Origin of the sequence: Pseudomonas sp. A214, from assembly GCF_900156295.1 — a bacterium.
Lineage (GTDB): Bacteria > Pseudomonadota > Gammaproteobacteria > Pseudomonadales > Pseudomonadaceae > Aquipseudomonas > Aquipseudomonas rhizophila.
This window is the reverse complement of record NZ_LT707062.1, coordinates 5013324-5037886: the sequence shown is the minus strand read 5'-3', so window position 1 is coordinate 5037886 and position 24563 is coordinate 5013324. Positions and strand designations below refer to the sequence as shown.

The window sequence follows — 24563 nt, the reverse complement described above, 5'->3', positions numbered from 1 at the left end:
ATGAGCGAAAGCTTTGCGGAACTCTTTGAAGAAAGCCTGAAAACCCTGAACCTTCAGGCAGGCTCCATCATCACCGGTGTTATCGTTGATATCGATTACCAAGCTCGCTGGGTAACCGTTCACGCTGGTCTGAAGTCTGAAGCACTCATCCCGCTTGAGCAGTTCTACAACGACGCTGGCGAACTGAACATCAACGTCGGTGACGAAGTTCACGTTGCGCTGGACTCGGTTGAAGATAGCTTCGGTGAAACCAAGCTGTCCCGTGAAAAAGCCAAGCGCGCTGAATGCTGGATCGTTCTGGAAGCGGCTTTCGCAGCTGAGGAAGTGGTCAAGGGCGTTATCAACGGTAAGGTTAAAGGCGGCTTCACTGTCGACGTTAACGGCATCCGTGCGTTCCTGCCAGGTTCCCTGGTTGACGTCCGTCCAGTGCGCGACACCACGCACCTGGAAGGCAAAGAGCTGGAATTCAAGGTCATCAAGCTGGACCAGAAGCGCAACAACGTTGTCGTTTCCCGTCGCAGTGTCCTGGAAGCCGAGAACTCCGCCGAGCGTGAAGCTCTGCTGGAATCGCTGCAGGAAGGCCAGCAGGTCAAAGGTATCGTCAAGAACCTCACCGATTACGGCGCATTCGTCGATCTGGGTGGCGTCGATGGCCTGCTGCACATCACCGACATGGCCTGGAAGCGTATCAAGCATCCTTCGGAAATCGTCAACGTTGGCGACGAGATCGATGTCAAGGTTCTGAAGTACGATCGCGAGCGCAATCGTGTTTCCCTGGGCCTCAAGCAACTGGGTGAAGATCCATGGGTTGCTATCAAAGCCCGTTACCCAGAAAGCACCCGCGTCACCGCTCGTGTTACCAACCTCACCGACTACGGCTGCTTCGCTGAGCTGGAAGAAGGCGTTGAAGGTCTGGTACACGTTTCCGAAATGGACTGGACCAACAAGAACATCCACCCTTCGAAAGTCGTACAAGTCGGCGACGAAGTGGAAGTTATGGTTCTGGACATCGACGAAGAGCGTCGTCGTATCTCCCTGGGCATCAAGCAGTGCAAATCTAACCCATGGGAAGATTTCTCTGGCCAGTTCAACAAGGGCGATAAAATCTCCGGCACCATCAAGTCGATCACCGATTTCGGTATCTTCATTGGTCTGGACGGCGGCATCGACGGTCTGGTTCACCTGTCCGACATCTCCTGGAACGAAGTGGGCGAAGAAGCCGTACGCCGCTTCAAGAAGGGCGACGAGCTGGACACCGTTATCCTGTCGGTTGACCCAGAGCGCGAGCGCATCTCCCTGGGCATCAAGCAACTGGAAAGCGATCCGTTCTCCGAGTACGTTCAAGAGAACGATAAAGGCGCAATCGTTAAGGGCATCGTGAAAGAAGTTGACGCTAAAGGCGCCATCATCACCCTGGCCGACGATATCGAAGCGACTCTGAAAGCCTCTGAAATCAGCCGTGACCGCGTTGAAGACGCGCGCAACGTTCTGAAAGAAGGCGAAGAAGTAGAAGCCAAGATCATCAGCGTTGACCGCAAGAGCCGCGTAATCCAGCTCTCCATCAAGTCGAAAGACGATGCTGAAGAGAAAGAAGCAATCCAGAGCCTGCGCGACAAGCCAGCTACCTCTGACATTGCTGCTGGTCCTACCACTCTGGGCGACCTGCTGCGTGCACAGATGGAAAAGCAGAACTGAGTTCTGTCAGACCATAAAAAAGGGCGACTTCGGTCGCCCTTTTTTGTGGGCGTGATTCGGGAAAACTGGCCTGTTTGTAAGTTGGCTCCTCTATCTGACTCGGCAGTGAAACCAATCCTGCAACCTAACTGTCTCTTTCTTTAAGCAGATCAATCACCTGTTCAAGGTTAGACTGTGGATGCCCTGGTCTCCCCGGGCCAATGTGGGGGGGGAGCCTGCTCGCGATAGCGTCAGGTCAGACACCACCCAGTCGGGTGCTGGCTATTTAAGGAGACGAATGAACAGGCTCATCCTGGTATTCGCGGTATTGGCCTTGGCAGGTTGCACCACAAGTGCCAAGACCCATGCGGTGCGTGGCGTCAGTGGCATCGAGGTCGATTGTTCCGGCCTGGGATCGGGCTGGGAAAAATGCCACAAGCGCGCTGCGAAGGAGTGCAAGGGCGCAGGGTACAAAGTCATCACTCGCTCCGATGATGCCAAGGATGAAGATCAGTATCCATTCGGCTTCAATCCGGCAGGCTACCTGACCCGCACGATGTTGGTCATTTGTCGTTGAATTCGCTCAAGTGCAAGGCTTGTGCAGAAGCGGGGCAAATACGACAGGATGAAGATATGTCAAGACTTGGGCTGTTCAAATTCTTCCGGTCATGCTAAAACCTTTTCAAGCGATTTTCCTAGCTGCTTGAAAAAGAAGGGAAAAATATGACGAAGTCGGAGTTGATCGAACGAATTGTCACCCATCAAGGGCTACTCTCATCTAAAGATGTGGAGCTGGCCATCAAGACCATGCTTGAGCAAATGTCCCAGTGCCTGGCGACCGGAGACCGCATCGAGATCCGTGGCTTCGGCAGCTTCTCTCTCCATTACCGTGCGCCGCGTGTCGGTCGCAATCCCAAAACCGGCCAATCCGTGAGCCTGGACGGTAAATTTGTTCCGCATTTCAAGCCGGGCAAGGAACTCAGGGATCGCGTCAATGAGGAGGAGGGGGATGACCTGTAAGGAGGCGTTTATGCAAGGGGAAATTCATGCACCGCTTTAAACGTTTTGCCCTCGTCTTGCTCGCGTTGCTAGTGGCTGCAGTCATCGTTCTGTTTGTGCTTGAAAATACCCACTCTGTCGCATTGTTGTTCTTGGGCTGGTCGACGCCGCAGGTTCCTGTTTCGGTTTTCGTGCTGTTGGCATTTCTCGCTGGTATGATGTTGGGCCCGCTACTCGCATGGTTCATGGGCCTGCGCCGGCGGTTTAAATAATGGATGTGTGAGCCCGGAAGTCTTTGTGTAAAAGGATCACTGTCTGCAACTTTTTTCTGGCTTTTGGGTGCGTTTTGATCGTGTTTAATTTAACTCAGTTTACTGCGGTATCCGCCGAGGGGCTGATCGTTCTGCCTTTTAGCGCGTCCAGTTTGTGTGCGGGCGCTATGTCAAAAAAAGGACACGAGGCCTCAGATGCAAAATAATCAAGTCGAAACCCATCGCTCTGATGAGATTGACCTTATCGCCCTTACTCAGGGGCTTTGGTCCCAAAAATGGCTGATCATTGGTGTGACTCTTTTAGTCACGGTAGGTGCGGCTGCGTATGCGCTTCTCAGTAAGCCGGTCTATGAGTCCAAGCTTTTCATCATGCCGCCAACGCAGAATGATATAGCCGAGCTGAATTTTGGTCGTGGGAAAAGCACTGAGCTGGAACCTTATTCGATCAAGTATGTTTATGACGTTTTTGCCAGAAACCTCCAAGGTGAATCCCTTCGTCGGAAATTTTTCGATGAGGTTTATCTTCCTTCCCTTGAAGAGTCTCAACGACAGGGCGCTCTCGACCGTTTGTACGCGCGCTTTTCCCGGGAACTGGTGATCAAAGGGCCGGGAAAAGATACGCCAGATCGCTTTTCGGTGGCCGTTCAAGGTGGGGACCCTACTCAGGCCACCGAATGGGCAAGGATCTACGTCCAGCACGCCAGTGAAGCTGCTGAGTCGGAGTTGGTCAAGAACGTGACCACCGAGGCGTCGGTAAATGCGCGTAATCTTGAGCAGCAAATTGTGAGCTTGCGCGAGACTGCGCAGCGAGTTCGCGAGGACCGCATTCAACAGCTGCGGGAGGCGTTGAAGATCGCTGAAGCGATAGGTTTGACCTCGCCGATAATCAACTCTTCTGCAGCGGTGGATATCACGGTAGAGACCGGCGATAAAATGGATTACCAGCGGGGTAGCAAAGCATTGGCGGCGGAAATCAATGCGCTGGAGTCCAGGTCTTCTGATGATGCATTCATCACTGATTTACGGCCGCTGCAGATGCAGTACGGTTTATATCGTAAGTTGAATGTTGATCCTGAAAGGATTTCGGTTTATCGGCAGGATGGTAGTGTTGAAGTGCCGGAGAGTCCGATAAAACCTAAAAAGGCTTTGATTTTAGTGCTGGGTTTTATTGCCGGCTTGATATTAGGGGGCGGGCTCGCGTTGGTTCGGTTCGGTTTGGCTCGGGTTTCTGATCACCAAAAGGCTGTCAAGGGATAACCTTCGAACGACTGATGGGGGGTTAGCTGCTCTTTGGCTGCAAGGTCATCTCATTTTCGAACGGTTTTCACCATAGTGCTGCGGCACTCGATCGCGTCATCAATGTTATGTTGGTGCCAACCTGAGCCTGTCAGTCGACTGCGTTTTTTGCGCAGTCGACTGACAGGTTCAGGCGAATAGGGCGCATAGCAGTGTGCCGCGATTAATCAGAGGGCAATGCGCTTTTGCCTTGGTCTGTGCGCGCCGGACATTTCGGGTGTCTGCCTTGCTTTCTTTTGGTAGGTTTCAAAAAGCTGACCTTTGCCGGGGGCACCGAAGCTTATGACGCTGCTACTTTGGTCAGCTAATCACCATAAGCTGTCAGCCCCAGCATCAGAAAAATCGGGTATCTCGCGAAATCTGCCGCCTGCGCATGTTTTCTCAGGCAGCGGTATGCGTTCGGGTGGACGTATAATTACCTTAAAGCCATGTGGGGCGATAGCAGGCATAATTTCGACCAAGCTAAGCGCTTGAGATAGAGTGGGAAATGAAAACTAGATCGCGATGCCAAGACACCTGATGATTCAGACTCGAAATTGGTACCTGGTGCAATGCAAACCTCGTCAGGACGAGCGCGCCGAAGACAACCTTAGCCGACAAGGCTACGAATGTGCGCGTCCGACGTGCAGGCGCGAACGCATCGTGCGCGGACAGCGGCAGACAAGCATTGAATCGCTGTTCCCTGGTTATCTATTTATTCAGATGTCTAACGAAGCCAGCTGGGCACCGTTGCGTTCAACCCGCGGCATTGCTCGGGTAGTCGCTTTTGGCGGGCAGCCATTGCGCGTAGCCGATGACCTGATTTACCAACTGCAACAGCGATCAGAATCCGAAGTAAAAAAGATTTTTAACGTCGGCGACAATGTTCGCATCCTTGACAGTGGCCTCTCTGAGATCGACGCCGTGTTCATGGCGATGGAAGGGGAGGAGCGAGTCATCCTGCTCATCAACATGCTGAACCGTCAACGGCAAATCAGTGTACCGTTGGCAAATATCGTTTCTGCCTAGCAATGGATGGCTTCAGATACGGGAGGGGAAGAATGATAGGTGTTTGCGTTCTCAGGAAGCCAACGGTAAATCCTGGGGCGGTAGCGTGCCCGGGGCCAGAGAGTCCACGGTTCCTGCCCGCAGGCTATATGTGCCCAAGGCGTTGAGCGGCCGATGATTCATCGCCATATGCCAGTCTGAGGATTTTCATCCTGACAACTTGGAGGTTTGCGCAATACTGGTCGCAACTGGCTGTACCAGTAGAGTTGTATATCAGCTTTTTTTCGTATTGGGCTGGAAGTCATGGGGGCTCTACTGCCTGACTCCGCACCTTACCGTTTATTCCAATCCTGACTTCGCTCGGGAAGCAACCAAGGGACGCGTTAATGTTCACCAACAAAACCATTCTCATCACAGGCGGTACTGGTTCTTTCGGTAACACCTTTGTGCCCATGACTTTAGCCAAGTACAACCCGAAAAAGATCATCATCTTCTCTCGGGATGAAATGAAGCAGTGGGACATGGCCAAAAAATTCGAGGGTGACTCACGTGTTCGTTTCTTTATCGGCGACGTTCGCGATAAAGAGCGCCTGTATCGGGCCCTTGATGGTGTTGACTATGTGGTTCATGCGGCTGCGACCAAAATTGTACCCACTGCCGAATACAACCCGTTCGAGTGCATCAAGACCAACATCAACGGTGCGATGAACCTGATCGATGCCTGCATCGACAAAGGCATCAAACGCGTTGTCGCATTGTCCACCGACAAGGCCAGCAGCCCGATCAACTTGTATGGCGCAACTAAGCTGGCATCCGACAAACTTTTCGTTGCCGGTAACTCTTATGCCGGGGGCCATGAGACGCGTATGGCAGTAGTGCGCTACGGCAATGTCATGGGCTCGCGTGGCTCGGTAATCCCCTTCTTCATGTCGATCAAGGACAGTGGCGAACTACCTATTACCGACGAGCGCATGACCCGGTTCATGATCTCTCTGGAAGAGGGCGTCGAGCTGGTTTGGCATGCATTTGAAGACATGGAGGGCGGTGAGATCTACGTGAAAAAGATCCCGTCCATGAAGGTCACTGATCTTGCCCGTGTCGTTGCACCGGACGCCACCCAAAAAATCGTCGGCATCCGTCCAGGGGAGAAGCTGCATGAGCAGATGATCAGCGCCGAAGACTCCTATTACACCTACGAGTACCCAGAGCACTTCAAGATCCTGCCAGTGATCAACGAGTGGGCAACCTGCGCGAAACGGATCAAGGATGGCAAGAAAGTCCCTGAAGGTTTTGTTTATGCCAGTGACAATAATACCGAGTGGATGAGTGACGAAGATCTGCAGAATTGGATCACCATCAACGAAGCCAAGATTGGGAGCATCTGATACATGATTCCCTATGGTCGCCAGGACATAACCCAAGCTGACATTGATGCGGTGGTTGGGGTGTTGCAATCGGACTTTCTCACTCAAGGCCCGATGGTGCCTCGCTTTGAGCAACAGGTTGCGCGCCATGTAGGCGCCAGTCATGCGCTAGCGGTGAACAGTGCCACTTCGGCGCTGCACATTGCTTGCCTTGCACTGGGTCTTGGTCCCGGCGACCGCCTGTGGACGAGTCCGGTTACTTTCGTTGCTTCCGCCAACTGCGGTTTGTATTGCGGTGCGCAAGTCGACTTCGTGGATATTGACCCTCGTACCTACAACCTATGCCCGCAAGCGCTTGAGCGTAAGCTGGAACAGGCTGAACGCGAAGGAACCTTGCCAAAAGTCGTGGTGCCAGTACATCTATGTGGGCAGCCCTGCGACATGCAGGCGATTCACGCCCTGGCCGGCCGTTATGGTTTCAAGATTATCGAAGACGCCTCACACGCCATTGGCGGTAAATACCAGGGGGCGTTCATCGGTAACAGTAAGTACAGCGACATCACCGTATTCAGTTTTCACCCGGTCAAAATTATTACCACCGCTGAAGGTGGTATGGCTATGACCAACAATGCCGAGTTGGCCAATAAAATGGCCCTGTTGCGCAGTCACGGTATTACCCGTGATCCGCAGCAGATGACCCACGAAGCAGACGGGCCCTGGTACTACCAACAGATTGATCTGGGGTTCAATTACCGGATGACCGAACTGCAGGCAGCGTTAGGCCTCAGCCAGATGGAGCGCTTGGATCAGTACATCGCTCGTCGGCATGAGTTGGCCGCTCGCTATAACGATCTGCTGGCCACATTACCAGTGAGCACGCCGTGGCAACATGTCGACAGCTATTCGGGTTTGCACCTCTATGTGATTCGTCTGCAACTGGAAAAAATTACCCGGACTCACCGTCAAGTATTCGAATCCTTGAGAGAACAAGGAATTGGTGTAAACCTGCATTACATTCCGGTTCACACTCAGCCTTATTACGTGCGGATGGGCTTCAAGCCTGAAGACTACCCAGTGGCGCAAGACTACTATCGTGAAGCCATCAGTATTCCAATGTTCCAGACCATGACCAACGAGCAGCAGGATCAGGTCGTGACAGCAATCTCCAAGGCTCTGCGAGTATGAGACTGGCCGTCATTCCTGCCCGGGGTGGCAGCAAACGTATCCCACGAAAAAACATCAAAATGTTTTGCGGAAAGCCGATGATCGCCTGGTCGATTGAAGCGGCGTTAAAAAGTGGTTGTTTTGATAGAGTAATTGTTTCTACGGACGACGAAGAAATAGCTGAAGTTGCCCAACAGTACGGTGCCAGTGTTCCGTTCATGCGTCCGGCCGAACTGTCTGACGATTACACCGGGACTATTCCGGTGATTCAGCAGGCGATCGAGTGGTGCAAGGCGAACGGTTTTGACGCTCGACAGGTATGTTGTATATATGCCACCGCGCCTTTTGTAAGTTCTGAGGATCTGCGTCGCGGATTGAACACCCTGGAACTGTCGGGAAGCCAGTATGCGTTCTCAGTCACCAGTTATGCATTCCCTGTTCAGCGGGCAATTCGCCTGACTGGAACCGGACGTGTCGAAATGTTCTACCCAGAGTACTTTAATACCCGCTCTCAGGACCTTGATGAAAGCTATCACGACGCCGGGCAGTTCTACTGGGGGCTCGCCGATGCATGGTTGCAGGGCAAAATGATCTTCAGCCCCGAGTCTAGTGCCGTCCTGTTGCCGCGTCACCGCGTGCAAGACATAGATACTCCCGAGGACTGGGTTCGCGCGGAATGGCTGTACAAAGCCTTTCAAGCTGAGTCCAACCCTTCGTGAATTTAATGAAAGGGGTGTTTCGGATTGATGCTTCGCTGCAAATAAACAGCGGGTGTGCCATTCAATGCCTGGCTTTTTCTGAAGCGTTAAGAACGTGGGGCTGATTGCCATTTAATCTGTTAGGAGCATGTTGGCAACTTGCTTGATCATATTCGCAGGAGAGGATTTGACGCATATAGCTTGAGTCTCGATATAGACCTACGGTAAATCGACGTAATGGAACGAGATACAAGGTAACTCTAGCTGGGTTGGATTGCTTTTTTGCATAGCACTAAGTTAGTAGATACTGGGATATAAAATTTAGTGATAATGTTGGCTTCTGATGAAAGGACTGTGAGTCATGGCTGAAACAAAGATAAAGAAAATAATAGGTCGAGTGTATCCCTTAAAAAGACTTGCTTTTTTCAGTCAGAGGCTCTTGATGAATCCAAGGTGCAGAGAGCTGTTATCTGACCTTGCTTGTAAACGGTTGCCAAGCAAATCACTACCTGTTATTCCCTATGAGGATGATGCGGCCTCTTTACATAAAGCGGGCTATGCAATGCTGGATAATTTAGTGAGGGAGAGCGAAGTCAAAGAAATGGTCGACTGGTTTTCTGATAAAAAAACTTTCGATCGTTGGGATGCAGATGCCGGTTACTTCGACCCCGAGAGGCCACCAGCGGATTGTCACACCGCGCCTTTTTCTACCGAGGATATTGTTAACTCGCCACATGCAATGAAGTGGGTCAATGATGAGAGAGTCCTTAAAGTTGTTGAAAGTATCCTCGGTGCAAAGCCGACGCTGTCCAACTTAAGCGTCTGGTGGTCTTATCCCGGTCATGATGCTCCTCAGGAGGCTGAGAGTTTTCATCGAGATGTGGATGATCTGCGGTTTATTAAGTTATTTATATATTTGACGGATGTAGGCTCTGGCTCAGGGCCCCATGTTTTTGTTCCAGGGAGTCATAGAAATCCGGCATTTAGAAAAATTCGCAGATACACAGATGAAGAAGTGGAGACTAGTTTTGGAAAGGACGGTATCAAGTATTTTACTGGTACAAGGGGGACAGCCTTTCTAGAAAATACGTTTGGTTTGCATAAAGGACAGCTTCCTTCGACTGAGCGACGGCTTTTATTTCAAGCACAGTACTCCCTTCATCCAATAGGTATATACGACTACAGTCCAGTAAAACTGAACAGTAGTAAAATTTTGGATTTGGATGGTTATGTCAATCGGCTTTATGTGAAATGAAGAATACATTAAAGGATATTGCAGAGTTTGTTTTTCAATTTTCAATAGTTAAGTGCTTTTTTAGAGCGCTGATTACTCTGGGCATTGGTTTTGATAGATTTTGGACCTTCGCGAGGGCGAGGTCGTTGTTGGATATACCGAAAGGAAGCAACTGTCATTGGAGTGTTGTTTTTAAATACCCTGAAAATATACGCTTTTCAGGAAGAGTCATGTTGAGTCCAGGTTGTGTCATAGGCGCCATGTCACCTGTTTCATTTGGCAGCGAAGTTAGGCTTTCGCAAGGAGTCCATATAGAGACAGCCTCTTTAGACATTAATGGAGAGTTACCCTATAAGCATATAGCTAAGCCAATCACCATCGAAGATGGTGTGTGGATTGGTGCGCATAGTATCATTTTGGCTGGTGTTACAATTGGCAAGAATTCGGTCATTGGAGCAGGGGTAGTTGTAAGTAAAAGCATTCCAGAGAACTCGATCGTCGTTGGTCCTGGTTTTAGATTTATTGAGCGAAAAGAAAAGTATTAACTCATGAAAATAGTAATGTTGGAAAATAGATATAAGACTTTTTTCTGGGATGCGTTAGCTGAATATTTCATCAAGCAAGGACATTATGTAGCTTGGGTAGTGCAGAATCCGAGTTTTATGCCTAAAAATGGCACGGCTAATTTGATACCTTTTCCTTCGAGAAGAGATATGAAATCTCTTTCAAGTAATCATGGGCTCGAAAAAGTTATCAAGTCGGATAGATATATTAACTATTTCGGCGGAGGCACTACTCACTATGAGTACTACAACGCCGAAATAGAGCGTATTCTTTCAATTGAGAAACCTGAGCTTGTGATTGGTGAGGCGACGTTATTTCATGAGTTGATGACAGTCGAGTGGTGCAAGAAAAATAACGTACCATTCTTTCATCCATCGATGCCTGGTTATCCTGGCGGACGGTATAGCATTTATCTGGGCGATACCAAGAATGCGATTGATGGATCAACAGATTTACCTTCGGATGAAGAGTGCTATTCCCTCGCGGAGGCTATACGCAAGCGCGAGCGAATTCCTGAATATATGCGGCCCTCATTGCCTACTGATGTCGGACGTATTTTTCCAATCCATGGCTCGTTTCCAAATCGCTTGGTATTGATAAAGAGCTATTTTCGCGGGGAGCGATTTAATACGCCATCTCCTTGGCGGAAAAGAAAGCTGGACAAGGCGGTGTCACGGCTTTTGATTGAGTGGAGTGAAATTTGTACGTCGAAATTTAAACTTGACGATGGATATCGCTATCTCTTATATCCCATGCAAATGCAACCAGAGTCAAATCTTGATCTGTGGGGGCAGGAATACAGGGATCAGTCACGACTTATAAGTGACCTCGCTGAGGCCTTACCTCTGGGGTGGAAGTTACTCGTAAAATTGAACCCCAAATCAAAGTACGAGCTGAACAATAGCCTGTTAGATCTTGTCTCAAAGGACCAACGTATTGTTCCAATACCCTTTGAAATGGGAATGGACAAGATATTCAATCGGATTCATCTCGTCTGTACTGTTACCGGTACTATTGCTGTTGAAAGTGTTCTTTCTCGTAAGCCTGTTGTTCAGTTTGGGCCTGGAGTATTGTCTGATGAGGTCGGCTATTCGTATGCGGACAGCGTAGAGGAAGTCAGAACTGTTATTGCACGAATTGACGCAGGGCTGTTTCAGTTGGCTGACGACAAGGGCAGAATCGACTTGGTTAAAAAACTCTACTTCACTACCTTTCCAGGTTTGATCTCTGATCCTGCCAGTCTACCTTCGGTGTTAGATTCGAAGAACATAGAAAAGGTTGGCGCTAATCTGATAAGAGTGGCTGAGCAATGCATGTGAAGAAAAAACTTGCGGCGATTGTATGCTTGGTATTTCCGCCAATAATGCCGAAAAATTTCTTGTTAAGGCTTCTTGGTTGGGAGATTGGCAAAGGTTGTAAAATCGGTTTCTCCTGGATTGAGTGTGGCAAGATCATTTTACATGATTCGGTTAAAATTGGTCATGGGAACTACCTGTCATGCAAAGCTTTGGTGTTGAAAGATAGCTCATATCTCCAACATTTTAACCAGATAAGAGGTGATGTCTGGGTATTTCTTCGAACGAATGCCGCAATCGGTAATTTCAATAAAATAATAAGAGCAAGACGAGGCGTTACATGGGGGCGATCTGTTTTGCGTCTGGGGGTGTTTTCTAAAATTACATCTAAGCATCTTGTTGATTGTACTCGAAGCGTTCGATTGGGTAACTATACTACTATTGCAGGAGTGGCGAGCCAAATATGGACGCATGGGTATCTTCATGCTCCCGCCGGCCTGGATAGATTTAGAGTTGATGGCAGCGTAAAGATTGGAAATAACGTCTATATAGGTTCTGCGTGCGTCATCAATGCTGGAGTGACAATTAACAATGGTATAACGGTCGGAGCATCTTCCTGTGTTTCGAAGTCACTTGTTAAACCTGGCCTGTATGTAAGTCAAGCGCTGAGATGGATTGAGTCAGATTACGATGCGGCCAAGCAGCGTTATCCAGAGGTAAAAGTTAATGGTTTGGTTGAAGCGGTTTTCAATAAGAAACCGGAGAGCTGAAATTGCATAGTTTTGTAACGAGGCTTTCAGGGCATGCTGTCTTATTTGGTGCTTCGAAATCTTCAGTATTATTTGCGCCGTTTTTGGCCGCATGGTTATTAAGCAAGGCCGAATATGGCGCTCTTGAATGGTGGCTCTCGCTATCAATGACCCTCGGTCCGATAATGGCGTTAGGTGCTCATGGTGTTGTCGCCTATGGTTCCTTGGGAGGGGTATTTACTCCTTATGTAAGAGCCGCCGTGATGTATGTTTGCTTGGTGTGCTTTTGTGCACTGCTTTTTGTTTTGCTATTACCTGTGGCAGGCATTGATTGGAAGGTCTCCTTTGTCGGTGTCGTGACACTGCAAAGTGCGATGGTGGTTCTGCAGTTGGCGCTATCTGCTCGTCTGAAGGGGCTAGGAAAGGGGGCTTGGGCATCTCTAGCAGAGAGTGCTCTATATATCGCTCTAATGTTGTCCTTGTTGTTGACGGTTGTGGGTGTGGATTTTGTGCTCGGGTTTATGCTCGTGATGATCGCCATCGAGCTTTGTATGTTATGGCTTTTGATAAAAATATCAGACCTGCCCAGTGCTAATTACTGGTTTCATGAAGACTATAAAAAAATGTTCTCCCTTAGCCATAAATTTTTCATTGGAGGCACATTAATGGGCGCGTTTATGGCCGGGCCCAGATTGCTGATGGGCGGGATTAGTGATGCGACGCTTGTAGCGTCTTTTTCGATAGTTTTTCGCTGGCTATCTATTGCAATTATAATCCATCAATTTATTAATACTTTCTATTTTAGGCAGATCTATCGTGGAGATCTGACCAAAAGAAAATTTGCTTTGTTGGGGTGTGTAGGGCTGGTGGCAATATTTTCCGTACTTATTGCATTCGCTGTTTCGTCTCAATTTGTTCGCTCTTTTAATATTCCCTTACCCGACTCTAATGATATATGGCTGGTCTGGTCGATGGCCGGAGTAATGATTTTATGGTCCGCCAGTGCCTCTTTCGAAGGGGTTCTAAGTAGTGCAGGTAGAGTCATGTCACAATCTATTGCCGTGGCCTTGGGGTTAATTGTCTTTCTAATTATCTTTGGGAGTTTCTATTTTACAGGGGGGACGGATCACAAGTTTTCGCTCACCATAGCATGGCTTGCAGGCTTTATTAGTATGGTTGCAGTGCAGTTTATATTCATATTTAGGTCGAAGCTTCTGGGTTGATAGTTTTGATTCTAAAAATAAAGGGTGAAAGTATGAATGCTTCTGTTTTGAAGCTAACCGTGTTCTGTCCGCATAAAATTTTTTTGATGGGTGGTACTGTATATTTTTTTATTTGGTTGTTGGCGCCGATTAATTTTAGCTATGAAGGCGGGGATTTTTCTTTTGTAGTTTTTTTAATCTACACATCGATTTTTTATATGGGTATGTTTTTGTCTTGCGGGCGAAGGCGAGGGAAAGCGCTTTATGTGCATTTTGATGTGCGACTGTTAGGTACTTTAATTTGGCTCGTTTTTTTGATGGGGGTATTTGGATTAGCGCTTCGGATCTTCGAGCGAATTTTTATCCGGGCAGGGGGAAATATTGGCGCTGATTTTATGGCCAACAGAGAAATGATTGCATCAGGAGGTATGGAAAGTGTCGCCTTGATTGGAGCTGTACTCTCGTCAATGTTTTTATTTCTTCCATTTCTGATCTTTTTCATGAGAAGTGCCGGTATTTCAAGGATCAGTCATTTTCCAATGCTGATTCTGTCGGCTGTATTTGCGGTTTCCGATGTGGTGCTTCAAGGATCTCGAAGTGGTTTGGTCATATTCATGGCCGTTTGTTTGCTTTCCGTTTTGATGACAGGATATATCAAGGTTTCTTTGAGGAATATCATTTTAGGAATGACCGCTGCGATTGCTTTGGTTTGGTTTGCAGGTATGGTTTTTTGGGTAAGAACAGTGCAGATGGGAGTTGATCCCATAGCGTCTATGGAGCTTTCGGGTTATGCACGGTTTGCCCCTGCAAGTGAGGAGGTTGTCAACTATCTGACAAACGATGGTGACGCTGGCTTATCTGGGCTTGTATATGCTTTTACTCACTTTAGTCAGTATATTACGCATGGGGTATACGAGTTTTTTTACCTTTGCGGATTGACTGACGGCGCGACGACGTATGGTTTACAGAGTTTTTATATTCCATCAAAAATTGTTATGTCTCTGTTAGAACTCGGTAAAATTGAGGATGTTTTAACGGCGGGTGTAGTCAGGCCGGGCGTTTACACTACACTGTTTGGGCCTGTGCTTTATGATTTTGGCCCGTTAGGCGCAGGTGTTGCTTGTTTATTTTTTGCTATTGTAATTGGCATGGTGGCGCGCAATGTAATAATTCGGAACTTTTGTTGGTTGCCAATGTACTTAATTTTTTGCACGTTTATACCTTTTTTTGCAGTGGTGAATTTATTCACAACAGGTCTCGGGCAGTACGCAATGATTGCGGCGCTTTTGTTGGGCATAATAATAAAATTATGCTTTTCAAATTTGTTTTTGAAGTGTGATCGCAGTGGATGATGTATTGATAGTGTAATCGGTTGCTTTTCTGTTTTGTATTTGTGTGTTTAGGGAAAAATATGAAGATTGCTATAGTTCACGATTGGCTTGTTACTTTTGCTGGGGCTGAAAAAGTATTGGCGGAAATTATTAATCTTTGGCCTGATGCTGATCTTTTCTCTGTTGTTGATTTTCTGTCTGCTAGTGATCGAGAAAAATTGGGTGGAAAACTTTCCAAAACGACTTTTATTCAACACCTCCCCAAAGCCCGCACCCGATATCAGCTATATTTGCCTTTGATGCCTCTTGCGATTGAGCAACTAGACCTTTCTGGATATGATCTTGTTATAAGTAGCAGTCATGCAGTCGCTAAAGGTGTCATTACCGGTCCTGATCAACTGCATGTATGTTATTGCCACTCACCCATTCGCTATGCGTGGGATATGCAGGGGCAATATCTGGCAGAGTCTGGCCTGGAGCGGGGGTTGAAAGGGTGGGCGGCTCGCTACATGTTATACAAGATCAGAGGGTGGGATAGCAGGACAGCAAATAACGTAGAGTTCTTTGTCGCGAACAGCGACTATATTGGCCGCCGGATTAGTAAGGTTTATAAGCGTGAGTCTGTAACTATTCATCCTAATGTCGCGGTTGAGGATTTTGAGGTGGTTGAAGGTAAGAGTGATTTTTACCTTACCGCATCACGAATGGTTCCTTATAAAAAGATGGATCTGATCGTCAAGGCTTTTTCGGAAATGCCGGATAAAAAATTGATTGTTATAGGTGATGGTCCTCAGTTTAATAAGGTTAAGCAGGCTGCTGGTCCAAACGTGACTATTATGGGGTATCAACCTTTTAATGTTTTACGCGATCACATGCAACGTGCAAAGGCATTCGTCTTCGCAGCTGAGGAAGATTTTGGAATTATTCCCGTTGAAGCGCAGGCTTGCGGTACCCCGGTAATAGCCTATGGTAAAGGCGGGGCGCTTGAAACTGTCCTGGAAGGAAAGACAGGAGTTTTCTTTCAGGAACAGACCGAAAGCTCAATAAAGAATGCCGTAAATAAATTTGAGACGGACTTCGTTTTTGATCCGCTTGCTATTCGTGCTCATGCTGAAACATTTGCAACTGAGGTTTTTAGGCGTAAATTAAAGGCATTCGTGGATCAGAAATCTTCCGATTTTTTTAAATTTCAAAAGTTTGTTGAGTAGCTCCGACTTTATATGCCAAGTTTAAATTAGGCTCCTCTTAAAAGCGTTGCTCACGAGCGGTGCTCCCTGGCAGTTGCATAACGCGTATGAGTCTCACTACTCATCTGCATGAAGTGATTATATAAGGTGAATTTTTATGTTGTGTCCGATAATTATGGCTGGTGGCTCTGGATCGCGCCTTTGGCCGCTATCTCGGCAACTCAAGCCTAAACAATTTTTATCGCTTATTGACTCTGAGTATTCGATGCTACAAGAGACAATCAGGCGACTTGAAGGTTTGGAGGCAGACTTACCTCGCTTGATTTGTAACGAACAGCATCGCTTTCTCGCAGCAGAGCAGTTGCGTCAGTTGGGGATGGATCAGGCCAATATTATCCTAGAGCCCGTGGGGCGCAATACAGCTCCGGCAATTGCATTGGCTGCGTTGCAGGCCATAAGTGAAGATCAGGATCCAATACTGTTCGTGCTGGCAGCTGACCATCTCATTCAGAATGTACCAGCTTTTCATTCAAGTGTTCAGGCTGCGTTGGCTTTCGCGGAGGCAGGTAAGTTAGTTACCTTTGGTGTGGTTCCGACCTCTCCAGAAACGGGCTATGGCTATATCGAGAAGGGTAAATCGGTCGGACAAGGTGGCTATACGGTCAACCGCTTTGTTGAAAAACCCGATCTGCAAGTTGCTCAGAGTTATCTTGCCTCCGGGGATTATTTTTGGAATAGCGGTATGTTCATGTTTCGTGCTAGCCGCTATCTGGAAGAGCTCACGCTGCATCGACCTGAAATTGTCAACGCCTGTCGGGAGGCTCTCCTGGGGGCAGAACAGGACATGCATTTTACTCGGATCGATGCAGAGTCCTTCATGAAGTGCCCTGAGGACTCGATTGATTACGCTGTGATGGAGCAGACCGCCGATGCGATCATGGTGCCTTTGGAGGCCGGCTGGAGTGACATCGGCTCATGGTCTGCACTTTGGGACGTTAGTCCGAAGGATAGCGATGGAAATGTCTTTGTAGGTGATGTGCTTCATGAGGGGATTAGCAGTAGTTACGTGTATGCTGAGCACCGCCTGGTTGCTGCTGTAGGGGTAACCGATTTGGTGATAGTGGAAACCAAGGATGCAGTGTTGGTGACCCATAAAAGCCAGGTACAGGATGTGAAGAAAATCGTTGAGCAACTTAAAAGCATAAAGCGTCACGAGCATGCCAACCACCGTGAGGTTTATCGCCCTTGGGGGGGCTACGATTGCATTGATAACGGCCCCCGCTATCAGGTCAAGCGCATCACTGTTAACCCAGGTGCGAAGCTGTCTGTTCAGATGCATCACCACCGCGCCGAGCATTGGATTGTCGTGAGCGGCACCGCGCAGGTCACCAATGGTGAAAAGACCTATTTGGTCACTGAAAACCAATCGACCTATATCCCTATTGGTCAGGTCCATGCTCTCGAAAATCCGGGCGTCATCCCGCTCGAGCTCATTGAGGTGCAATCTGGATCCTATCTTGGTGAGGATGATATTGTACGTTTGGAAGACAAATACGGGCGGGTTAAGCCAAAATGACCCCTAACGGAGTTATGGGGGCAGTTCTTGAATTTGCAATCTGGCTCATGTCTTGGTAGGTAGAATGCTTGACCCAGTTATTTTTTGTTTGTATTTGAGTATTCAGATTGCCGGGGTTTAGTATGCGTTATTCGGCCCCTATAATATCGGAGATTGTGTAAAGGACATGCAAGTCATTCATCGCTATCAGCCTACCTTTGCGGAGCGCTACCCTGTGCCCTTTTTTGTGGCGCTTCTGGATATGCTCATTGTAATCGCCGCAGGGTTGGTGGCCCATGAGTACCGTTTCGGCACCTTTGACATGATGGGGCGGTATAATACGGCAACCATGATTACTGCTATTGTTGTCGTTGTTTGTATGGCCTCTGGCGGCGTTTATGGTTCGCAGCGAGGGTATACATTCTGGCGACAATTGAGTGTGTTGTTGGTTTGTTGGTTCTCGGCCGCCGGCATACTTCTGTCATCGTCATTCTTCCTCAAAGTGTCAGACAATTATTCCAGAATCTGGTTTTCGTTGATGCTAGCGACTGGGGGAGTCTTTTGCCTGTTGCTGCGCTTGGGAGTGTATTTGTTATTACGCCGTTTGCGTTCGTCTGGAATGAACTTGAAAACAGTATTGCTGGTGGACTCGGGAGGCGAGTCTGCTGGGCAGTTGCGCAGCGGCCGAACATTGGATGGCTATGGGTTTAGAGTTGCGACGAATCTTAAGTATAGGCCTGATGAAGACTGGTTGCAGTGCTTGGCTGAGAGGGTAGATGAGCATAGTGTGCACGAAGTTTGGCTTTGTTTGCCTCTTAGCGAGGGAGGGGCCATACGTTCAATTCTTTATGCTTTACGCCACCATACGGTTGCCGTACGTTTTATTCCCGAATGGGGAGATATTAGATTACTTAATCATCGGGTAAGCCATATTGCCGGCCTTTATTCCCTGGACTTGAGCTGCAGCCCCATCGACGGGCCGGCACAGGTATTGAAGCGGCTTGAGGATTTGGTGATTGGTGGATTGATCAGCTTGTTGATACTGCCATTATGTTTCATGATTGGTATCGCTATTAAATTAAGTTCGCCTGGGCCCGTGTTGTTCAAGCAATACCGTATGGGTATTAATGGTAAGCACTTTAAGGTTTATAAGTTTCGTTCAATGGTTGTTCATAATGAAAGTGGCGGTGACGTCACGCAGGCCTCTCGCAATGATAGTCGAGTGACGCGCGTCGGAGCGTTTCTGCGGCGTACTAGTCTGGACGAGTTACCGCAGTTTTTTAACGTACTGCAAGGACGTATGTCTATCGTTGGGCCACGTCCTCACGCGCTGGCTCATAATGAGTATTACAAAGATTTAGTTGAGTCGTATATGCAGCGACACAAGGTCAAGCCAGGTATTACTGGCTGGGCGCAAGTTAGCGGTTATCGAGGTGAAACGGATACCTTGGATAAGATGCAGAAGCGCGTTGAGTACGACCTTTGGTATATAGATAATTGGTCGTTGTGGATAGATATAAAAATAATATTTCTTACGGTATTCAAAGGCTTTGTCAATAAAAATGCGTTTTGAGTATTTTGAATTAAGGTGTTGATATGGTAAGTGGTGTTCGGCTTCTTGGCGACAAGCCTGTAAGCGCTAAGTGGCAGGTCATAATGCTTTGGGCGCTGGCGATAGGCCTATTTATCCAAATAAGTGGTAGGGTATGGATAGTTTCAGGGAGTGCGCGGAACGCGCAAGTTTATCTTTGGTTGTTGCTTCCGGCGTTGATTTTTTTTATTTGTACAGTTTTAAAAGGAGCCGAGCGGCGTATAGGTGCTCAGTACATACCTTGGATTGCTTTTCTGGTATGGGTAGCGCTAAGTAGTACCTGGGCATTCAATTCCGAAACAAGCTCACTATCCTTTGCTAAACGTGGGCTTTTCATTGCTTTGTTCCTGCTTGCCGTATTCCTGCTAATGGATAGAGGAGAGGTCTTACTTCGTAGGGCTCTGTTAGGTGGGATATTGCTCGTTGCATTAGGGGCTTTGGCAACACTGATTTATCAATTCTGGTGGCTAGATCGTCCATTGACCTACCGGACTTTTCGCATTGATCGTCTAGGTATTGGAGAAATTGCAAACTATCGATATCCAGTAGCCGCCGGTATTTTTCATGGTGCCATAGCTACGTGGGTCTTCGGAGTTGCCATTGATCAGCGCGTTAGTCTGCGGAAGGCGCTGTTTTGGTTTTTGGCCTTTGCCGTACTGGTACTGTATGTGCTTTTGACGTATGCCCGTGGAGCGTGGGTCGGTGTAGGTGTAGGTTGTTTTGTTGCTGTTGCGTTGCAAAATTCTCGAAGAGGCTGGTGGATTCTGGGGCTATGCTCTTTGGTGGCAGTAACCGCGACTGTTATTTGGTGGGAACACCTGCTCAACGAGTTATTTAAGCGCCAGCTGTCCGGTAGAGGCCCAATTTGGAATTACTATTTCACTGTGATGCAGGATCATTGGGTATTTGGATACGGCCTGGGAACACCATTTAACTATGATTGGCCCAATGGAAAAACTTCTTCGCCTCATGCCCACAGTCTTTATCTTCAGCAGATATATGACAGTGGTTTGATATCAATAGCGTTGCTGGGAGCAGGCCTGCTTGGCGTGTGTTATAAGGCTTGGTGTGACCGAAGTAATCCTTGGGTTCGATTGGCATTTCCAGCGCTTGTTTACGCTTTGATCGTGATGCTGACTGACGTCGAACGCATCTTCACCCGTCCTGGTAATTACTGGACTGTATTTTGGTTACCTATCGCTATTTTGCTCGCCGTGCAAACTAAATCCAAAAGGCTTGCATTGGATGGTTCATCTGCGGGGTGACGGTGGAGTGTAGTTGTCTTATTTGGGACAATACCTTCGCTGAGTTACTCGATAATTTGGGATGGAAGAGCACTCGGCTAGAGTTCGAAAGCGGCTGAAAAAATCACTTCACGGTGTATCAGTTTATTCATATGGTGCGTCGCAGCTTATTAATGACTGCACTTTTAAGTGGCTTTTTCATCTGCATGTGTTCTGGTCAAACCATCCCTCTTGGTTACACCCTGACTTAGCAAAGACAGCAGTCATTGTTTCTTGATACGTAAGTGTCTGACGCCAACCAGCGCTGGGCGTCCCTGTAGAATGTCCCTGCAAGTCCTGCCTGAAGCTTTTACTCCGTGCACAGAACGTTGCGAGTCTATAGATCTGTTCATCTATACAGTAAGTTGGTATTAAAAAATGAGTACCCTGCGTTTGCTTGGGGGTATGATGGCGCCTTTTTTTGCATGGAGGGTTCCCTTTCGTTAATATACTGTCTGTAGATGTCGTTAGGTTTAAAAACAATTGATATAGGTAAGCCCCTTGTGTATTCGGGGAGCGGTTTTCTTGTGGAATATGCATCTGACCATGGGGTGGGTGCCGTATCAAAGGAGTCGGCGGCAGAATGATAGGCTACAGATCGGAGATTGACGGGCTACGGGCGATAGCGGTAGTCAGTGTTCTATTATTCCATGCAGGTTTTAGTTTCTTGCCGGGAGGTTTTGTAGGTGTAGATGTTTTTTTTGTAATCTCTGGCTATCTGATTACATCCATGATTGTTAAAGAGTTGGATGGGGGGCGGTTCTCATTTTTGAACTTTTATGAACGTCGCGCCCGCCGTTTACTGCCGCCTCTTATCCCGGTTTTTATCGTGGCATGGTTGTTTTCATTTTTTCTTTTTAATGCTCAGCAGTTCGGTGATTTTTGCCGAAGTGTATATGCTGCCCTCGGGTTTGTTTCTAACTGGTTCTTTTTGTCAGAGGTTGCGTATTTTGATGGTCCTGGGGAGCTAACTCCGTTACTTCATATATGGTCGCTCTCTGTAGAGGAACAATTTTATTTTGTTTTTCCGGTGCTTCTGCTGGCGGTATGTAAAGTTTGCCGCAAGCGGCTTCTTTCAATAAGTGTATTTTTGGCGTTTGTTTCGCTTATATATTCTATATATTTGATTGAAGGATTTGAGCGGGAAACTGCTTTTTACAGCTCATTATCAAGGTTTTGGGAGCTTTTAATCGGAGCAATACTTGCTATTTCAGGACTTCGGGCACCTCGTAAGGTATTAATCGTTGATGCCCTCGAGATTACGGGGTTGTTGCTGATACTGGTACCTGTTGTCACCTACTCAAAAGACACAGTATTTCCAGGGGCTGCGGCATTGCTCCCGACGGTGGGAACTGCGCTGATAATTTCTGCTCAGGGGCACGGGAGGATTGTCGCGACGATCCTAAAGTCTAAGCCTTTCGTTTGGGTCGGTTTAGTTTCCTATTCTCTATATTTATGGCACTGGCCGATCCTCGTTGCCATCCGTACAGCTAAACCCGCAGCTACTTGGAGCGATCTGGCAGCTGGTCTATTGTTTGCTTTTTTGCTTTCGGTTGCCTCGTACTTTCTCATTGAGCAGCCAATCAGAAAGAAAGCTGTTATCGGTTCAACGCGTCAAGCATACGCAATGGCGGCAACCTTTTTAATTGGGGCTGCAGCGCTCGTGTATGGAAGTTCAACTCCAAATTTCGCAGGCGTTCAGCTGGCTGCGTTCACCGAGACTCGTGCAAAGTTATACAGCGGCGACAGGGCAACTATGATTTCTCGGATTGAAGAGGAAACTGCCATTTATATGTCTAGTCTGAATGTGAACTTTCACGGTAAGATTCCGCAGTATGATTCTAAAATTCATAGTGGGTGGACATGCAGTTACGATCAGGGCAATACGAATGACCGTTTATTTCTGTGTCTAACCTCTCAAGCCAAAGCGGAAAACGTTCTCGTTATGGGGGACAGTGTTGGGCGAGACACTCTACATGCATTGAGAAGAGCATTTCCAGATACGAATTTTATAATGCTCCATCAGTCAAGCTGTCCGCCGGGCGATGTTAAAACTAAGTGTTTTTCACAATCGGCTGAGTTGCTCAGGCGCCTTGCGGGAGCAATAAACATAAAGGCTGTTGTAATAAATTTCCAGTACCGGCCTCGAGAATGGGTAGATGTGGAGTCCGGAGTGTTGGCGGCAAAATCCATCACTAAGAACGTAATCATGTTGGGAGTCTCCCCGGTATTAGGTATGACCTCAGCGGACTACATAAAATCCTTGCCTAATGACCGCGCTATACCTTTGTTTTTTCCTGAGGATAACAAGAAAATTATTCGGTGGAGCTATCAAGATCTCGTTAATGACGCCCGTAAAATGGCTGAAAAACATAATATATTTTTTGTCAACGTATTGGATTTTTTCTGCCCCTCCAAGCAATGCAGACTGTGGGTCGATAACAGATATGGGGATCCTCTACTGTTTGACCTTCAGCATCTCACGAACCATGGGATTTCAGAGTTCTCTGGATACCTAAAGTCTCAGCCATTACTAAAGCAGATAATGTGATTGCCTATTTTTTGATTGTCTGATCAGTTCTGCCAACTTGAAATTGAGGTTGAGTATGAGGCGCCGATAGCAGGGCCAGAACTCAGCCTCTGATCATCTAGGGAGCAGAAGCGTAAACCTGAACTCGATTTACATCGTTTTTTGACCGATTAAAGCTCCAACCATGGTGGCGAAAACTCTGCAGAAGCTACCCACGATGTTGTCACTGGCTTTCCTGCTCAGGGTGTGCGACATTATTTTTCGCGAAGTCGGTGCGCGTGGTTTTTATAATCTTTGCAAGAGGATTATGGTGATTTGTTCGGTGCTGGTTTAATCGAGGGGTACTACTGCTCTTCGGTGTGGTCAGTACTAAGTGCAGCTTAGAAATGGATATTTCTATTGAGTTCATTGTGACTTGTTTTCCACCATCCATCATCTTCGAATAAACTCTTATATCCGGTGATGGTCAGGATCTTATTTTGGAGCCCTGGAAACCATGTGTTATGGATGGCTTATTCTGGCTTTATTCGTTCTCTCCTATGTGCTTACTGCCATTTTGCGCCGTTATGCCCTTTCTCGAAGTTTGCTGGATGTCCCGAATGACCGTAGTTCCCATTCGGTATCCACGCCGCGTGGTGGCGGCGTGGCGATCGTACTGACGTTTCTCGTAGCTTTGATGGTTCTGTTCACGGGAGACCTGATTGCCCGCACAACTTTTTCTGCCTTGGCGGGTGCTGGAGCACTAACCGCCGTTATCGGCTTTCTCGATGATCATCGGCATGTCGCTGCGCGATGGCGTTTGTTGGCACATTTTTTTGCGGCGATCTGGGGAATTTACTGGCTTGGAGGATTGCCGCCTATCAGCCTGTTTGGTGTCAGCTTGGAGCTGGGTTGGTACGGGTCTCTACTGGCAGTGATATATCTGGTCTGGATGCTCAATCTTTACAATTTCATGGACGGCATCGATGGCATCGCCGCTGTTGAAGCAATCACGGTCTGCCTTGGAGGTTGTCTACTATACTGGGTGAGCAATGCGTCGGATCACATTGGGCCCTTGGTTCTGCTGGTTGCTTGCGTCGCAGGGTTTCTCTGCTGGAATTTGCCACCGGCAAAAATCTTTATGGGGGATGCTGGGAGTGGATTTCTGGGGCTGATGATCGGTATGTTAACGCTTCAGGCGGCCTGGCTTTCGCCCAGTCTTTTTTGGGGCTGGTTGATACTTTTAGGCGTTTTCATCGTCGATGCGACGTTCACGCTGCTGTGTCGTTTTGTTCGGGGGGATAAAATTTACGAAGCGCATCGCAGTCATGCTTATCAATTTGCATCGCGTCGATATGGCAAGCATCTGCCTGTCACTTTGGCGGTGGGCTTTATTAATTTGTTTTGGTTGCTGCCAATAGCGTTTTGTGTGGTGTATTACAAGCTGGACGGAATCGGCGGAATCGTATTGGCTTATGCACCGCTGATTATGTTGGCAATGAAGTATCAGGCAGGTCAACCGGAGAGCAATTCGTTAAAAAACTGACGAATCGTTTTGCTACTTTTCTTTAAAGTCCCATTTCTTTACCGGATGCTTAATTGAGCGATA

Annotated in this window: 21 protein-coding genes; all 21 read left to right on the top strand. The window is 47.8% G+C overall.

From position 1 onward, the window contains the following. Positions 1 to 1695: a 30S ribosomal protein S1 gene (rpsA, locus tag BW979_RS22430; RefSeq protein ID WP_076385782.1), complete on the top strand. Its 1695-nt coding sequence runs from the start codon at positions 1 to 3 to the stop codon at positions 1693 to 1695. 277 nt (positions 1696 to 1972) lie between these two features. Then, positions 1973 to 2251 carry a hypothetical protein gene (locus BW979_RS22425; protein WP_076385780.1) on the top strand — a complete coding sequence of 93 codons (279 nt, stop codon included), beginning with the start codon at positions 1973 to 1975 and terminating at the stop codon, positions 2249 to 2251. A gap of 146 nt (positions 2252 to 2397) precedes the next feature. Next, positions 2398 to 2694, top strand: a complete 297-nt coding sequence (gene ihfB, locus BW979_RS22420; RefSeq protein ID WP_047226313.1) for an integration host factor subunit beta — start codon at positions 2398 to 2400, stop codon at positions 2692 to 2694. A gap of 26 nt (positions 2695 to 2720) precedes the next feature. Next, on the top strand, positions 2721 to 2945 hold the full coding sequence (locus BW979_RS22415; protein ID WP_047226314.1) for a LapA family protein: 225 nt from the start codon (positions 2721 to 2723) through the stop codon (positions 2943 to 2945). Positions 2946 to 3140: 195 nt separating this feature from the next. Then, entirely contained in the window at positions 3141 to 4202 is a 1062-nt protein-coding gene (locus tag BW979_RS22410; protein WP_076385778.1) for an LPS O-antigen chain length determinant protein WzzB, read from the top strand. A 558-nt stretch (positions 4203 to 4760) separates the two neighbouring features. After that, positions 4761 to 5249 (top strand): transcription/translation regulatory transformer protein RfaH, encoded by a 489-nt coding sequence (rfaH, locus tag BW979_RS22405; RefSeq protein ID WP_231990598.1) that lies wholly within the window; start codon positions 4761 to 4763, stop codon positions 5247 to 5249. Between the two features lie 365 nt (positions 5250 to 5614). Further along, on the top strand, positions 5615 to 6613 hold the full coding sequence (gene pseB / locus BW979_RS22400; protein ID WP_076385776.1) for a UDP-N-acetylglucosamine 4,6-dehydratase (inverting): 999 nt from the start codon (positions 5615 to 5617) through the stop codon (positions 6611 to 6613). Between the two features lie 3 nt (positions 6614 to 6616). Next, on the top strand, positions 6617 to 7777 hold the full coding sequence (gene pseC, locus BW979_RS22395; RefSeq protein ID WP_076385774.1) for a UDP-4-amino-4,6-dideoxy-N-acetyl-beta-L-altrosamine transaminase: 1161 nt from the start codon (positions 6617 to 6619) through the stop codon (positions 7775 to 7777). Then, positions 7774 to 8475, top strand: a complete 702-nt coding sequence (pseF, locus tag BW979_RS22390) for a pseudaminic acid cytidylyltransferase (protein ID WP_076385772.1) — start codon at positions 7774 to 7776, stop codon at positions 8473 to 8475. Before pseC ends, pseF begins: the two co-directional genes overlap by 4 nt. 340 nt (positions 8476 to 8815) lie before the next feature. Beyond that, positions 8816 to 9709: a phytanoyl-CoA dioxygenase family protein gene (locus tag BW979_RS22385; RefSeq protein ID WP_076385770.1), complete on the top strand. Its 894-nt coding sequence runs from the start codon at positions 8816 to 8818 to the stop codon at positions 9707 to 9709. Further along, positions 9706 to 10233 (top strand): acyltransferase, encoded by a 528-nt coding sequence (locus tag BW979_RS22380; protein WP_076385768.1) that lies wholly within the window; start codon positions 9706 to 9708, stop codon positions 10231 to 10233. Before BW979_RS22385 ends, BW979_RS22380 begins: the two co-directional genes overlap by 4 nt. Before the next feature lie 3 nt (positions 10234 to 10236). Continuing rightward, positions 10237 to 11571 carry a hypothetical protein gene (locus tag BW979_RS22375; RefSeq protein ID WP_156893528.1) on the top strand — a complete coding sequence of 445 codons (1335 nt, stop codon included), beginning with the start codon at positions 10237 to 10239 and terminating at the stop codon, positions 11569 to 11571. After that, positions 11562 to 12317, top strand: coding sequence for an acyltransferase (locus BW979_RS27485; RefSeq protein WP_156893526.1), 756 nt, complete (start codon positions 11562 to 11564; stop codon positions 12315 to 12317). The genes BW979_RS22375 and BW979_RS27485 overlap by 10 nt, the downstream gene beginning before the upstream one ends. Before the next feature lie 2 nt (positions 12318 to 12319). Next, positions 12320 to 13519 (top strand): hypothetical protein, encoded by a 1200-nt coding sequence (locus tag BW979_RS22365; RefSeq protein ID WP_156893524.1) that lies wholly within the window; start codon positions 12320 to 12322, stop codon positions 13517 to 13519. Between the two features lie 32 nt (positions 13520 to 13551). After that, entirely contained in the window at positions 13552 to 14850 is a 1299-nt protein-coding gene (locus BW979_RS22360; protein WP_076385760.1) for a hypothetical protein, read from the top strand. A 59-nt stretch (positions 14851 to 14909) separates the two neighbouring features. Next, on the top strand, positions 14910 to 16037 hold the full coding sequence (locus BW979_RS22355) for a glycosyltransferase family 4 protein (protein ID WP_076385758.1): 1128 nt from the start codon (positions 14910 to 14912) through the stop codon (positions 16035 to 16037). 136 nt (positions 16038 to 16173) lie between these two features. Then, positions 16174 to 17592: a mannose-1-phosphate guanylyltransferase/mannose-6-phosphate isomerase gene (locus tag BW979_RS22350; RefSeq protein ID WP_076385756.1), complete on the top strand. Its 1419-nt coding sequence runs from the start codon at positions 16174 to 16176 to the stop codon at positions 17590 to 17592. A 166-nt stretch (positions 17593 to 17758) separates the two neighbouring features. Then, complete coding sequence (locus tag BW979_RS22345; protein ID WP_076385754.1) at positions 17759 to 19144, top strand: undecaprenyl-phosphate glucose phosphotransferase; 1386 nt, start codon at positions 17759 to 17761, stop codon at positions 19142 to 19144. A 23-nt stretch (positions 19145 to 19167) separates the two neighbouring features. Then, complete coding sequence (locus BW979_RS22340) at positions 19168 to 20427, top strand: O-antigen ligase family protein (RefSeq protein WP_076385752.1); 1260 nt, start codon at positions 19168 to 19170, stop codon at positions 20425 to 20427. Positions 20428 to 21028: 601 nt separating this feature from the next. Then, complete coding sequence (locus tag BW979_RS22335) at positions 21029 to 22996, top strand: acyltransferase family protein (protein WP_076385750.1); 1968 nt, start codon at positions 21029 to 21031, stop codon at positions 22994 to 22996. 475 nt (positions 22997 to 23471) lie between these two features. Next, positions 23472 to 24500 carry an MraY family glycosyltransferase gene (locus BW979_RS22330; RefSeq protein ID WP_076385748.1) on the top strand — a complete coding sequence of 343 codons (1029 nt, stop codon included), beginning with the start codon at positions 23472 to 23474 and terminating at the stop codon, positions 24498 to 24500. Positions 24501 to 24563: the final 63 nt, after the last annotated feature.